Source organism: Rhodopseudomonas pentothenatexigens (genome assembly GCF_900218015.1).
GTDB classification, from domain to species: domain Bacteria; phylum Pseudomonadota; class Alphaproteobacteria; order Rhizobiales; family Xanthobacteraceae; genus Rhodopseudomonas; species Rhodopseudomonas pentothenatexigens.
In genome coordinates, this window is the sequence record NZ_UFQQ01000005.1 from 222,714 (window position 1) to 236,317 (window position 13,604).

Sequence of the window (13,604 nt, forward strand, 5' to 3'; positions counted from 1 at the left end):
GCGTGCGGAAATGCGTTTATCTCTTGCATTCAGGGCTGAAGTGATTCGTCGGCGCTGCGAAGCGTCGCGCCGGGGACGGGCTGATCAGTGGGAATGACGCGATGAAGATCCTGGTGACCGGCGCCTGCGGCTACGTCGGGACCACGCTGGTGCCGAAGCTGCTGGCGCGCGGCGACGACGTGGTGGCGTTCGACATCATGTGGTTCGGCAACGATCTGCCGCCGCATCCGAAGCTGACGGTGGTTCGCGGCGACGTTCGCGATACGGGCTCGATCGATCTCTCCGGGATCGACGCGATCGTGCATCTCGCTTCGGTCGCCAACGATCCGTGCGGCGACCTCGACCCCAAGCTGACCTGGGAGATCAGCGCGCTCGCCACCATGCAGCTCGCCGACCGCGCCGCGCGCGCCGGGATCCAGCGCTTCGTCTACGCCTCGTCCGGCAGCGTCTACGGCATCAAGGACGAAGAGCAGGTCACCGAGGACCTGACGCTGGAGCCGATCTCCGAATACAACAAGACCAAGATGGTGGCCGAGCGGGTGATGCTCAGCTACGCAGGCGACATGGCGGTGCAGATCGTCCGCCCGGCGACGGTGTGCGGGCCGTCGCCGCGGATGCGGCTCGACGTCTCGGTCAACATGCTGACCATGCAGGCGCTGACCAATGGCGAGATCACCGTGTTCGGCGGCAATCAGGTCCGCCCCAACATCCATATCGACGACATCACCGATCTTTACCTGATGCTGCTCGACCGGCCCGAACTGCGCGGCATCTACAATGCCGGGTTCGAAAACATCTCGATCCTGGACATCGCCAAAATGGTCGACGCCCAGGTGCCGACCAAGATCACCGTCACCGCCTCGAACGATCCGCGCTCGTACCGGATCAATTCCGACAAGCTGCTGGCGACCGGCTTCAAACCGAAGAAGACGGTGAACGACGCGATCCGCGAGATCATCGTCAAATTCCAGCGCGGCGAATTGAAGAACGAGGATCGTCACTACAATCTGCGCTGGATGCAGCGGAGCCTGCAGGCGTGACCGGCATCGTTCCCGCGTCTGCGCCGTGTGCGATGGCCCGCGCGGGCTTCGACAAATATCTGGTGGTCGGCTCGAACTCGTTCACCGGTGCGTCGATGGTCGGCTATCTGCTCGACCAGGGCGCCGAGGTCGTCGGCATCAGCCGCTCCGACGAGCCGCACCCGGCATTCCTGCCGTATCGCTGGAAGAAGGCCGATCGTTTCCGGTTTCACAAGCTCGACCTCAACCACGATCTCGATGCGATCATGCAGCTGGTGACCGCCGAGCGGTTTCCCTGCATCATCAATTTCGCAGCTCAGAGCATGGTCGGTGAGAGCTGGGCCAACCCGGACCATTGGTTCATGACCAATGTGGTGTCCACGGTGCGGCTGCACGAGCGCTTGCGCGCTTGCGATTTCCTCGAGCGCTACGTTCACGTCACCACGCCGGAAGTGTACGGCAACGCCACCGGCACCCTCACCGAGGATGCGGTGTTCGATCCCTCGACGCCCTATGCGGTGTCGCGCGCGGCCGGCGACATGAGCCTGCGCTCGTATTTCCGTGCCTACGGCTTTCCCGTGCTGTTCACCCGCGCCGCCAACGTCTATGGGCCGGGGCAGCGGCTGTACCGGATCGTGCCGCGCACCATCCTGTTCATCAAGCTCGGCCGCAAGCTGCAACTGCACGGCGGCGGCACATCGGAGCGCTCGTTCATCCACGCAGCCGACGTCGCCGACGCCACGCGGCGGATCGCCTGCAACGGCAGGCTCGGCGACAGCTATCACATCTCCACCGACCGCATCGTCACCATCCGCGCGCTGGTCGAGATGATCTGCACGATGATGGGGGCACGGTTCGAGGACCAGGTCGAGATCGTCGGCGAGCGGCTCGGCAAGGACGCCGCCTACAAGCTCGACAGCAGCAAGCTCCGCAACGAGCTCGGCTGGAGCGATCAGATCACGCTGGAGCAGGGTATCGAACAAACGATCGCCTGGATCGATCGCTGGTTCGAGGAACTGAAGAGCCAGCCGTTCGACTACGCGCACAAGCCTTGAGGATCGCGATGGGTCAGGAAATCGATCTGCTCGTCAATTATCCGCGCACCAAGCGCAACGTCGACGAGCGCGGCCAGACCAAGTCCGAAGAGGATCGCGCGATCGCGCGCAAATTCGGCAAGGAGTTCTTCGACGGCGACCGCCGCCACGGCTACGGCGGCTTCAATTACATGCCGCGGTTCTGGCAGCCGGTGATCCCGACCTTCCAGCAGCATTTCGGGCTCGACGCCTCGTCCTCGGTGCTCGACGTCGGCTGCGCCAAGGGCTTCATGCTGCACGACATGGCCGAGCTGATCCCCGGCATCACCGTGAAGGGTGTCGACGTGTCGGACTACGCCATCGCGCATGCGATCGACGACATGAAGCCGCATCTTTCCGTCGCCAGTGCGACGAAGCTGCCGTTCCCGGACAAATCGTTCGACGTGGTGATCTCGATCAACACCGTGCATAACCTCGTCCGTGACGACTGCGCGACCGCGCTGCGCGAGATCGAGCGGGTGGCGCGCAAAGGCGCGTTCATCACCGTCGACGCCTATCGTGACGACGAGGAGAAGCGGCGGATGATGGCGTGGAATCTGACCGCGCAGACCATCATGCATGTCGACGAGTGGAAGGCGTTCTTCGCGCAAGTCGGCTACACCGGCGACTACTACTGGTTCATCCCATGAATCCCGAGACGTCGCGCCGCCTGCTGTTCGACATGCTGCGGATCCGCAGCGTGGAGGAGACCATCGCGGCACGTTACGGCGAGCAGAAGATGCGCTGCCCGACGCATCTGTCGGTCGGGCAGGAGGCGGTCGCCGCGGCCGCTGGTGCGGTGCTGAGGCCGACCGATCTCGCGGTGAGCGGCCATCGCGCTCACGCGCATTATCTCGCCAAAGGCGGATCGCTGAAGGCGATGATCGCCGAGATCTACGGCAAGGTCACCGGCTGTGCCCGCGGCAAGGGCGGCTCGATGCATCTGATCGACGAGAGCGTCGGCTTCATGGGCTCGACCGCGATCGTCGGCGGCACGGTGCCGGTCGGCGTCGGGCTGTCCTATCCGATGAAGCTGAACAGCACCGATCAGATTTCCTGTGTGTTCCTCGGCGACGCGGTGCCGGAGACCGGCGTGTTCTTCGAGTCGGTGAACTTCGCGGTGGTGAAACAACTGCCCGTGCTGTTCCTCTGCGAGAACAACGGCTACTCGGTGTATTCGCCGCTGAGGGTGCGGCAGCCGCCCGGCCGCAAGCTGCACGAGCTGGTCGCCGGCTTCGGCCTCGAGACGCATCACGGCGACGGCAATGATGCCCGTGCGGTGGTTGCGGCGCTGAGCGAAGGCGTGGCGGCAATCCGCGCCGGCGAGGGGCCGCGGTTCTACGAGTTCGAGACCTATCGCTGGCGCGAGCATTGCGGGCCGAACTACGACAACGACATCGGCTATCGCTCGGCGGCTGAATACGAGGCGTGGAAGCTGCGCGATCCGGTGCCGGCGCTGCAGCGCGCGCTGATCACCGAAGCCATCGTGACCGAGGCCGATGTCGCCGACATGCAGGCGGAAATCGATGCCGAGATCGAGGAGGCGTTCGCCTTCGCCGAAAGCTCGCCGTTCCCGCCGCCCGAAGACGCCTTCACCGACGTCTATGCGTCGACCGCAGGCTGAGGAGGGCGGAATGGCAACGAGCTTCGCCGCCGCGATCCGGGATGGGCTCGCCACCGCGCTTACGGCCGATCCGAACGTGATCTGCTTCGGGCTCGGCACCGACGACCCCAAGGGCGTGTTCGGCACCACGCTCGATCTGCACAAAGAGTTCGGCTCGCACCGCGTATTCGACATGCCGACCTCGGAAGCGGCGATGACCGGCTTTGCGATCGGCGCGGCGCTCAACGGGATGCGGCCGGTGCTGACGCATCAGCGGCTCGACTTTGCGCTGCTGTCGCTCGATCAGCTGGTCAACAACGCCGCGAAATGGCGTTTCATGTTCGGCGGCAAGCGCGGCGTGCCGATCACCATCCGGATGATCATCGGCCGCGGCTGGGGGCAGGGCCCGACGCATTCGCAGAGCCTGCAATCCTGGTTCGCGCATATTCCCGGCTTGAAAGTGGTGATGCCGACCACCGCGGAGGACGCCAAGACGCTGCTGCTCGGATCGATCTTCGACGACGACCCGGTGATATTTCTCGAGCATCGCTGGCTGCACAACATGCAGGGCGAGGTGCCGGCCGGCGACGTGCGCGAGCCTCTGGGCAAGGCGCGCGTGGTGCGCCAGGGCGATGCGGTGACCATCGTGGCGATGAGCTACATGACGGTCGAGGCGTTGCACGCGGTCGATCATCTCGCCGCGCAAAGCATCGCCTGCGAGCTGATCGACCTGCGCAGTATCCGCCCGCTGGACTGGCCCACAGTGATCGCCTCGGTGCAGAAGACCGGCCGGCTGCTGGCGCTCGACAGCGGCCATCTGACCGGCGGCATTGCCGGCGAGATCGTGGCCCGGATCGCGACCGACCACTTCGCCAGCCTGAAATGCGCGCCGCAGCGGCTCGCCGCGCCGGACGTGCCGGAAGCGACCAGCCCGGCGCTGACCAAGAATTATCACGTCCGCGCCGAACACATCGCCGAGGCCGTCGGCCGGATGCTCGGCCGCGAGGTCGAAACCGCCTCGCTGGTCGCCCAACGCCAGTTCCCGCACGACGTGCCGGGCAACTGGTTTTCGGGACCGTTCTGAGGGAGCGATGATGGCACAGACTTTCCACGTCATTGCGAGGAGGCGAAGCCGACGAAGCAATCCAGGAACTCGGTGCACCGTGCTCCTGGATTGCTTCGCTCCGCTCGCAATGACGGGGCGAGGGCGGGACTCGAATAGGTGGAGGCCGTCATGTCCGTGACCTTCCGCGCCGCGGTGCTGACCGAGCTGAACCAGCCGCTCTCGATCGAGACCGTGGAGGCGCCGGCGCTCGCGGCCGGACAGGTGCTGGTCAAGCTGGCGTACTCCGGAGTCTGCCACAGCCAGCTGATGGAAGCGCGCGGCGGGCGCGGGCCGGATCGCTATCTGCCGCACATGATGGGCCACGAAGGCTCGGGCGTCGTCGTCGAGATCGGCGCGGGCGTCACCAAGGTCGCGCGCGGCGACCGCGTTATTCTCGGCTGGATCAAGGGGCAGGGCGCCGACACCCAGGGCGTGCGCTACGCAAGCGGCGAGCGCATCATCAACGCCGGCGCCGTCACCACCTTCAACGAATACGCCGTGGCCGCGGAGAACCGCCTCACGCCGCTGCCGGCCGGGCTGCCGATGGACGCCGCGGTGCTGTTCGGCTGCGCGCTGCCGGTCGGCGCCGGCATCGTCATCAACATCGCAAAGCCGCAGCCCGGTTCGACGCTGGCGGTGTTCGGTCTCGGCGGCATCGGGCTCGCGGCGCTGATGGCCTGCAAGCTGTTCGCCTGCAAGCAGGTGATTGCGGTCGATGTCGAAGCCGCCAAGCTGAAGATGGCGACCGAGTTCGGCGCGACGACCGTGATCGACGCCTCGCGCACCGACCCGGTCGAGGAGATCCGCAAGCTCACCGGCGGGATCGGCGTCGACATCGCGATCGAATCCGCCGGCCTCACCCGCGTGATCGAGCAGGCGTTCGACGCCACCCGGCGGTTCGGCGGGCTGTGCGTGTTCGCCTCGCATCCGCGCAGCGGCGAGAAGATTGCGCTCGATCCGTTCGAGCTGATCTGCGGCAAGCGTATCCTCGGCACCTGGGGCGGCGATGCCAAGCCGGAGCGCGACATCGCCTTGCTGGCGGGACTGTATCGCGACGGCAAGCTGCCGCTCGATGCGATGTTCGCCCGGCGCTACACGCTCGACGAGATCAACGAGGCGCTGGACGATCTCGAACATCGCCGCAGCGTGCGCCCGCTGATCGAAATCGACCCGTCGCTGAGGTGACGACGATGCTGCATCCCGAGACCGGCACCACGCTCGCGGAGATCCGGAAGAAAGCCGGGCGTCGCCGCAGCATCGTGTTCGTGTCGGGCAATTTCAACATCGTCCACCCCGGCCATCTGCGGCTTCTGAAATTCGCCGCCGACTGCGGCGACTATCTCGTGGTCGGCGTCACCGCCGATCCCGGCTACGACTGGATGCTGCCGGCCGAGCTGCGGCTCGAAGGCGTGCGCGCGATCGGCGTGGTCGATCACGCTTTCCTGCTGCACGACGCGCCGGAGGACTTCATCGCGGCGCTGCAGCCGAGCGTGGTGGTCAAAGGCAAGGAGCACGAGGGCGCCGACAATCCGGAGAAGGCGGTGCTCGACGGCTATGGCGGCCGGCTGGTGTTCTCCTCCGGCGAAGTCGCATTTTCGTCGCTCGATCTGATCAAGCGCGAGTTCCGCGAGTTCAACCCGTCGTCGATCGTCAAGCCGCTCGACTATCCGCGGCGGCATCGCTTCGAACCGCTCGAGCTGAAGAGCGTGCTGGCGGGATTTCCGAAGCTGCGGGTGCTGGTGATCGGCGACCTGATCGTCGACGAATACATCGCCTGCGATCCGCTCGGCCTGTCGCAGGAAGATCCGACCATCGTGGTGACCCCGGTGCTGCGCGAGCTGTTCGTCGGCGGTGCCGGGATCGTCGCCGGTCATGCTGCCGGCATGGGCGCGCAGGTCGGTCTGCTCACTGTCGGCGGCGGCGACGCGATGGCGGATTTCGCCCGCGAGCGGCTGGCGTCGTACAATGTCGACGCCACCATCCTCACCGACGAGAGCCGGCCCACCACCACCAAGCAGCGGTTCCGCGCCGGCAACAAGACGCTGCTGCGCGTCAGCCATCTCAAGCAGCACGATGTCGATGCCGATCTGCAGACACGGATGCTGGAGACGATCGAGCATCGGCTGCCGACGACTGATCTCGTGGTGTTCTCGGATTTCAACTACGGATGTCTGCCGACCCGGCTGGTCGAGGCGGTCGGGCAGGCGTGCCGCGCCCGCGGCGTCCCGATGGTGGCCGACAGCCAGTCGTCGTCGCAGGTCGGCGACATCTCGCGCTTCACCGAGATGCTGCTGATCAAGCCGACCGAGCGCGAGGCGCGGCTGGCGATGCGCGATTTCGATTCCGGTCTGGTCGTGCTGGTCGAAGCGTTGCGGGAAAAGGCGCGGGCCAAGAACGTGATCCTGACGCTGGCGGCCGAGGGCTTGTTGGTGCACGCCGAAACCGGCAGCGCCGGCACGGTGGTGACCGACCGGCTGCCGGCGTTCAACACCGCCCCGAAGGATGCTGCCGGCGCCGGCGACTCGTTCTTCGTCTGTGCCGCGCTGGCGCTGGCGATCGGCACCGACATCTGGCGCAGCGCCTATCTCGCCTCGATCGCCGCCGCCTGTCAGGTCGGCCGGATCGGCAACATCCCGGTCACGGCGCGCGACATTATCCGGGAGCTCGACACGTGAGCGGGAGTGCCAAGGCGCTGCTGGTCGCGGCTGGTCTCGGCACGCGGCTCGCGCCGCTCACCGACGTGCTGCCGAAATGCCTGATGCCGATCGCAGGCCGCCCGCTGCTCGGGCTGTGGCTGCAGATGCTGAGCGAGGCCGGCTTCTCCGAGGTCGTCGTCAATCTGCATCACCATGCGGAGCTGGTGAGCGAGTACATCCGCCGCAGCCCATGGTCGGGGTGGGTGATCCTCGCGCCCGAGGACACGCTGCTCGGCACCGCCGGCACGCTGCTGCGGCATCGCGAGCGCTTCATGGACGGCCCGACGCTGTTCGCCCATGCCGACAATCTCAGCCTGTTCGATCCGCGCGCCTTCCTCGCCGCCCATGCGCAGCGACCGCGGGATTGCGCGATGACGATGATGAGTTTCGTCACCGATCATCCGCAGAGCTGCGGCATCCTCACGCTCGATTCCGCCGGCCGCGTGCTGGAGATGGACGAGAAGCCGCAGCATCCCAAGGGCAACCTCGCCAACGCCGCGGTTTATCTCGTCGAGCCCGAGGTGATCGCCTTCATCGCCTCGCTCGGCAAGCCGGTGGTCGATTTCTCGACCGAAGTGCTGCCGGTGTTCATGGGCCGGATCTTCTCGTTCCACAACGGCAGCTATCACCGCGACATCGGCAATCCCTCCAGCCTGGCGCTGGCGCAGCTCGATTTTCCGCTTGCGGCTATTCAGTTTGAAGCCTCTTCCCGTCATTGCAAGGAGGCGCCGCCGACAACGCAATCCAGCCCCGCGCATGGCGCCTCTGGATTGCTTCGCATTCGGCTCGCAATGACGGAGACCAATAACGACGATCCCTGGTATGGCCTGATGACCGACAATAGCGGCGCTCTAGCCAGAGCTTTCGCCCAGGCTGCGGCAAAGACCTATGGAGGTCAGCGATGAGCGGCAGCGTCGTCATCGCGGCGATCTCCAGTGACATCGGCGTCAGGCTGGCGCGGCTCTATCGCGCGCAGGGCTGCGACGTCATCGGCACCTATCGGTCGAGTGAGAATTTGAGCGAGCTGCAGGCTGATGCCGGCATTCATCTGGTGCATTGCGATCTGACCGACCCCGGCAGCGTCAGCAAAGCGGCGGCGGAGATCGCGGCGCTCGGCAAGCCGTGGGAGCGGCTGATCAGTGCCGCCGGGCAACTGTCGCCGATCGGCGATTTCTTCGGGCGCGATTTCGAGGATTGGGCGGCGTCGCTGTCGCTGAATTCGGTGGCGCAGATCCGGCTGCTGCACGCGCTGTATCCGCATCGCGCGCAGGGGGCGATCACCAAAGTCGCGTTCCTGGTCGGCGGCGGCATCAATGGCGCGTTCCGCAACTACTCGGCCTATTGCCTCGGCAAGGTGATGCTGGTCAAGCTGTGCGAGCTGCTCGACGACGAGTACCAAGACGTGCACGCGATCGCGGTCGGCACCGGCTGGGTCAACACCAAGATCCATCGCCAGACCGTGGAGGCCGGCGACGACGCCGGCGTCAATCTGCGCCGCACCCTCGAATTCCTCGACAGCGGCGCGCAGGGCACGTCCTACGAAGACATCTTCGGCTGCATCGAATGGGCGTTCGATGCCGGCCGCGCCGCGACCGGCGGGCGCAATTTCTCGGTGGTGCACGATGCCTGGCGGGACGGCGGCGCAGCGCTGACCGAACGGCTCGCCGCCGATCCGAACATCTACAAGCTGCGCCGGCACGGCAATTGATCGGCGCGCGAGGAGGACAAGCGTGAAGCTCTCCGATTACGTCATCGATTTTCTGGCGCGGCGCGGCGTCACCCATGTGTTCGGCATTTCCGGCGGCGCCGCGGTGCACATGTTCGATTCCGCCCAGCGCCATCCGGATGTCACGCCGATCTTCCCGCAGCACGAGCAGGCGGCTGCGATCGCCGCCGACGGCTATGCGCGCGCCACCGGCAAGCTCGGCGTCGCCATCACCACCTCGGGTCCGGGCGCCACCAACCTGCTGACCGGGGTGTGCTGCGCGTATTACGACTCGGTGCCGACGCTGATGATCACCGGGCAGGTCGCCACCCATCGGCTGAAGGGCAAGAATCAGATCCGCCAGCTCGGTTTTCAGGAAACCGACGTCACCTCGATCTTCGCCACGGTGACCAAATACGCGGTGCAGATCTCCGATCCCACCACCATCCGCTATCATCTGGAGAAGGCGTTCCACCTCGCATTCGAAGGCCGGCCCGGTTCGGTGCTGATCGATCTGCCGGACGATCTGCAACGCGCCGAGATCGATCCCGACGCGTTGCCGGCCTTCACGCCGGAGCCGGAGGCTGGATCGAACGATCTCGACGCCGCGGTCGCGGCGCTGCTGCCGCTGATCGCGCGGGCCAAACGGCCGGTGCTGGTGCTCGGCGGCGGGCTGTCGACGCCGCGGATCGGGTCGATGCTGGATCAGCTCGTCGACCGCCTCGGCATGCCGGTGCTGACCACCTGGGCGGCGACCGATCTGATCGCAGCCGACCATCCGCTGCGGGTCGGGCCGTTCGGGGTTTACGGGCCGCGGCTCGGCAACTTCACGGTGCAGAACGCCGACCTGATCCTGTGCCTCGGCAGCCGGCTGTCGCAGAACGTCACCGGCGGCATTCTGCCGTCGTTCGCGCGCGAGGCGACGATCGTGATGGTCGACGCCAGCCGCGGCGAGATGGACAAGTTCGACGACCGCGGCATTCGCATCGCGACGCGGATCGCGGCGCGGCTCGATGACTTCGTGCCGAAGCTGCTCGCCGCGATCGAGGCGGCGCCGCCGCGCGACGCGTGGCTGAGTACAATCGCGCATTGGCGCAGCACGTTGCCGGACGATCGGCCCGGCCCCGCGCCCGACAATGCCGGTTTCGTCGACGCCTACGACTTCATCGACAAGTTGAGCGACGCTGCGCCCGCCGATGAACTGCTCTATGTCGACACCGGCGGCAACCTGACCTGGACCTGCAACGGCTTCCGCATCAAGCGCGGCCAGCGACTGATCTCGGACTGGAACAACACCGCGATGGGCTACGCGCTGGCGGCGTCGATCGGCGCCGCGGTACAGGCGAAAGGCGGCGTCACCTGCATCATCGGCGACGGCGGCCTGATGCTGTCACTCGGCGAACTGGCGCTGCTGAAGCGGCACCAACTGCCGGTGCGGCTGATGCTGTTCAACAATCACGGCCACGGCATCCAGAAGCAGACGCTGGAGACCTGGCTCGACGGCCACTATGTCGGCGTCGATGCGCCGAGCGGATTGTCGTTCGTGGACTTCCGTAAAGTTGCCGAGGCGATGGACCTGCCGGTAGTCACGATCAGCCGCAGCACCGACATCGCCGGCCAGCTCCGCGACGTCTATGCCCGGAAGGGGCCGGTGTTCTGCAATGTCGAGATCAACCCCGGGCAGAAGCTGTACCCGGTGCTGAAGTTCGGCGCGCCGCTGGAAAGCCAGTTGCCGGCGATCGACGACGAACTGATCCAACGCGAGATGCTGATCGCGCCGTTCGTCGCTGGTGCTGCGCCGAAGCACAGCGGCGGCGCCGGCGTGTAGCGGGGGAAGGGGGTCAGCGCCCGCGGCGGAGCGCCCGATCCTTGGCCTCGTCGAACGGGGTGGCGCACCAGCGTTTCCACATCGTCCGGTAAGCGTCTTCGACCGCGCGGGTGTAGGCGGCCGGGCCGCAGCGCTCCAGGATGAAGTCGCGCAGGCCGCGCCGGATTGAGCGCAGCCGCTCCAGGTCCGGTTTGCTGGCGATCTCGATGTAGCGCGCATCGTCGGTGGCGATGAAGTCCGGCAGCCCGGCGGCAGCGAGCACCGCGCAGCCGACCCGGCTGGAGACGGCGTTGCCGAGCCGGCTGACGACCGCGACGCCCATGTACAGCGCTTCCCAGGTCGAGACGCCGCCGGCTTGCGGAAACGGATCGAGGCAGAGATCGATCTGCTTGAGAGTTTCGAGGTGGTCCTGGCGCGAACTGGAGCCGAGCAAGGTGATCCGGTCCGCCGCGATGCCGCGCGCGCCGAACTTCTCGAGCAGCGTCTGCCGCACCGCCGGATCGTCGATCTGATGATCCTTCAGGATCAGCCGTGACGTCGGCACCGCCGCGAGCAGCTGCGCCCACACCTCGATCGCCGCGTCCGAGATCTTGGAGATCCGGTTCAGCGAGCCGTAGGTCAGGTAGCCGTTGCGGTCGAAAGGCAGGTCCTGCGAGCGCCACTCGTCGGGCAACGGCTCGACGATCACGATCGACGGCAGGTCGTAGATCGTCTCGGCGTAGAAGTGCCGGTCCTCGACCGGGATCGCCACCGGGTCGCCGAGCAGATAGTCCATCACCGGCAGGCCGGTTCCGGTGGCGTGGCCCCAGGCGGTGACCTGGACCGGCGCCGGCTTGCGGGCGAACACGCGCAGCCGGTTGCCGCCGGAATGGCCGGACAGATCGACCAGCACGTCGACCTTGTCCTGCTTGATCTGGTCGGCGAGCTGCTGGTCGGTCATGTGAGTCATGTCCCGCCATTTGTCGGCGGTCGCCTCGAACGCCCGGGTGACGTCGTCGGGGATCACCACGCCCGAGTACAGCACCACTTCGAATTGGCTGCGGTCGTGATGCTCGATCACCGGGCGGAACGAAAACGCCGCCGAATGCGCCCGGAAGTCGGCCGACACGTAGCCGACCACCAGACGGCGGTCGGGATTGCGGTCGTTGGCCGGCGGCACCGCGCAGGCCCGGTAGATCGGCGCGCCGACTTGCGTCCACCAGGTCTTGCGGGTCGCCTGCTGGGCCTCGATCGTGGAACCGGCGCAGAAATCCATCGAGAAGATCTTGCTCGAGATCGCCGCTTCGAAGTTCGGGCGCAGCTCCAGCGCGCGGCTGTGCAGGGTGGTGGCGGTCTCGGCGTCGCCGAGCGCGGCCATGCAATTGCCGAGCAGCGTCAGCGCCGGTACCGAGTTCGGCTCGACCTGCAGCACCGCAGTGCAGGTCGCCAGCGCGTCCTTGACGTTCTTCATGAACAGCAACGTCTCGGCGCGGGCAATGCCGGCCTCGACCGGCCGCTTGCCGATCGACAGCGCGCGGTCGTAGCTCGCCAGCGCCTGATCGAACTGCTTCAGTTCTTTGAAGGTGCTGGCGCGATTGATGAAGGCGATGTCGTTGAGCGGGTCGATCTCGATCGCCTTGGCGTAGCTCGCCAGCGCCTCGTCGTAGCGGCCGAGCTTGTGCAGCGCGTTGCCGCGATCGTTCCAGCTGTCGGCGCGGCTGGGCAGCAGCTCGATCGATTTGTCGAAGCTGTCGACCGCCTCGTCGTGGCGGGAGAGGCCGGCCAGCGCCAGCCCGCGATTGGCGTATGCGAGCGCCAGGCCGGGATCGAGCGCGAGCGCCTTGTCGCAGGCCGCGACGGCGTCCGCGAACCGCCCCGAGGCGATCAGCATGATGCCCATGTCGGAATGCGCCTGGGCAGAGCCCGGCTCGATCAGCAGCGCACGCTTCAGCGATCGGATGCCGAGCTCGAGATTGCCGCTCTGATACTCGGCGAGCCCGTAGAAATGCAGTGCGGTGAAATTGTCCGGCGCCTTCTTCAGCACCTTCTTGTAAGCGGAGCGCGCTTCGTCGAGCTGGCCGTGCTGATGCAGGACCCGGGCACGCATCAGCAGCACCACCGGCTCGTAAGCTTTGTCCGCCTGGTTGCGGGTGGGAACGACCTTGCTACGTCCGGGCTGCATCTGATGATCCGAATCTGGCGGAGTGATCGTATCTCGTCAGGCCCTGTGACGCACCTCAGAGAGACCCGCAGGGTTCATCCTCGGGTACGCGCGTAAACAATTCATAAACCATGGCCCGCCGACCGCGCAAAAGCCGTGCCGGAGCAACGGAAAACCCGGCTCGCCCGGCTGCAACAGGGCTGGGAAGGTCGCGAATCACGCTGCGTGAATCGCTCCTCGGCGGCGAGCGACGGCCATGAGTGTGCCAATGGCCTTTGATTTGATTGACGTTTTTCGCCTTAAGATGCTGTTAACCATATTTTAAATGGCCCTCGCCATAGTCCCCGGTGCTCAGGAAGAAGGTAGGTCGAGAATCGGCCGCGTTGATCCGGTGCGCACGTGTGCGGTGCGTCCGAGGTCCCTCTCCAGAACAGG

11 protein-coding genes are annotated in these 13,604 nt (G+C 66.2%); 10 read left to right on the forward strand and 1 reads right to left on the reverse strand.

Annotated features, from left to right (window positions below; translation table 11 throughout):
* Window positions 1-101 precede the first annotated feature (101 nt).
* From DWA33_RS06335 to DWA33_RS06380, 10 genes are all read left to right on the forward strand, one after another.
* Window positions 102-1,040, forward strand: a complete 939-nt coding sequence (locus DWA33_RS06335) for an NAD-dependent epimerase/dehydratase family protein (protein WP_114357244.1) — start codon at window positions 102-104, stop codon at window positions 1,038-1,040.
* Window positions 1,037-2,074, forward strand: a complete 1,038-nt coding sequence (locus DWA33_RS06340) for a GDP-mannose 4,6-dehydratase (protein ID WP_114357245.1) — start codon at window positions 1,037-1,039, stop codon at window positions 2,072-2,074. The genes DWA33_RS06335 and DWA33_RS06340 overlap by 4 nt, the downstream gene beginning before the upstream one ends.
* 8 nt (window positions 2,075-2,082) lie before the next feature.
* Window positions 2,083-2,742: a class I SAM-dependent methyltransferase gene (locus tag DWA33_RS06345; protein ID WP_114357246.1), complete on the forward strand. Its 660-nt coding sequence runs from the start codon at window positions 2,083-2,085 to the stop codon at window positions 2,740-2,742.
* Window positions 2,739-3,716: a thiamine pyrophosphate-dependent dehydrogenase E1 component subunit alpha gene (locus DWA33_RS06350; protein ID WP_114357247.1), complete on the forward strand. Its 978-nt coding sequence runs from the start codon at window positions 2,739-2,741 to the stop codon at window positions 3,714-3,716. Before DWA33_RS06345 ends, DWA33_RS06350 begins: the two co-directional genes overlap by 4 nt.
* Window positions 3,717-3,726: 10 nt before the next feature.
* Window positions 3,727-4,779, forward strand: a complete 1,053-nt coding sequence (locus DWA33_RS06355; RefSeq protein ID WP_114357248.1) for an alpha-ketoacid dehydrogenase subunit beta — start codon at window positions 3,727-3,729, stop codon at window positions 4,777-4,779.
* Between the two features lie 150 nt (window positions 4,780-4,929).
* Window positions 4,930-5,985, forward strand: coding sequence for a zinc-binding dehydrogenase (locus tag DWA33_RS06360; protein WP_114357249.1), 1,056 nt, complete (start codon window positions 4,930-4,932; stop codon window positions 5,983-5,985).
* Between the two features lie 5 nt (window positions 5,986-5,990).
* Window positions 5,991-7,475: a PfkB family carbohydrate kinase gene (locus tag DWA33_RS06365; protein ID WP_114357291.1), complete on the forward strand. Its 1,485-nt coding sequence runs from the start codon at window positions 5,991-5,993 to the stop codon at window positions 7,473-7,475.
* Window positions 7,472-8,401, forward strand: coding sequence for a nucleotidyltransferase family protein (locus DWA33_RS06370; protein WP_114357250.1), 930 nt, complete (start codon window positions 7,472-7,474; stop codon window positions 8,399-8,401). The genes DWA33_RS06365 and DWA33_RS06370 overlap by 4 nt, the downstream gene beginning before the upstream one ends.
* Window positions 8,398-9,204 carry an SDR family NAD(P)-dependent oxidoreductase gene (locus tag DWA33_RS06375; RefSeq protein WP_114357251.1) on the forward strand — a complete coding sequence of 269 codons (807 nt, stop codon included), beginning with the start codon at window positions 8,398-8,400 and terminating at the stop codon, window positions 9,202-9,204. The genes DWA33_RS06370 and DWA33_RS06375 overlap by 4 nt, the downstream gene beginning before the upstream one ends.
* A 22-nt stretch (window positions 9,205-9,226) precedes the next feature.
* The gene (locus DWA33_RS06380) at window positions 9,227-11,029 is read left to right on the forward strand and encodes a thiamine pyrophosphate-binding protein (RefSeq protein WP_114357252.1); all 1,803 of its coding nucleotides are present in this window, start codon (window positions 9,227-9,229) and stop codon (window positions 11,027-11,029) included.
* 13 nt (window positions 11,030-11,042) lie between these two features.
* Here DWA33_RS06380 and DWA33_RS06385 read toward each other — a convergent pair whose 3' ends face one another.
* Complete coding sequence (locus tag DWA33_RS06385) at window positions 11,043-13,190, reverse strand: tetratricopeptide repeat protein (RefSeq protein ID WP_114357253.1); 2,148 nt, start codon at window positions 13,188-13,190, stop codon at window positions 11,043-11,045.
* Between the last annotated feature and the right edge of the window lie 414 nt (window positions 13,191-13,604).

What these genes read in the sequence shown, in the direction of transcription:
- DWA33_RS06335 (WP_114357244.1), top strand. Translation starts at nt 102, where the DNA reads ATGAAGATCCTGGTGACCGGCGCCTGCGGCTACGTCGGGACCACGCTG.
- DWA33_RS06345 (WP_114357246.1), top strand. Translation starts at nt 2,083, where the DNA reads ATGGGTCAGGAAATCGATCTGCTCGTCAATTATCCGCGCACCAAGCGC.
- DWA33_RS06360 (WP_114357249.1), top strand. Translation starts at nt 4,930, where the DNA reads ATGTCCGTGACCTTCCGCGCCGCGGTGCTGACCGAGCTGAACCAGCCG.
- DWA33_RS06385 (WP_114357253.1), bottom strand. Translation starts at nt 13,190, where the DNA reads ATGCAGCCCGGACGTAGCAAGGTCGTTCCCACCCGCAACCAGGCGGAC.
- DWA33_RS06365 (WP_114357291.1), top strand. Translation starts at nt 5,991, where the DNA reads ATGCTGCATCCCGAGACCGGCACCACGCTCGCGGAGATCCGGAAGAAA.
- DWA33_RS06350 (WP_114357247.1), top strand. Translation starts at nt 2,739, where the DNA reads ATGAATCCCGAGACGTCGCGCCGCCTGCTGTTCGACATGCTGCGGATC.
- DWA33_RS06375 (WP_114357251.1), top strand. Translation starts at nt 8,398, where the DNA reads ATGAGCGGCAGCGTCGTCATCGCGGCGATCTCCAGTGACATCGGCGTC.
- DWA33_RS06355 (WP_114357248.1), top strand. Translation starts at nt 3,727, where the DNA reads ATGGCAACGAGCTTCGCCGCCGCGATCCGGGATGGGCTCGCCACCGCG.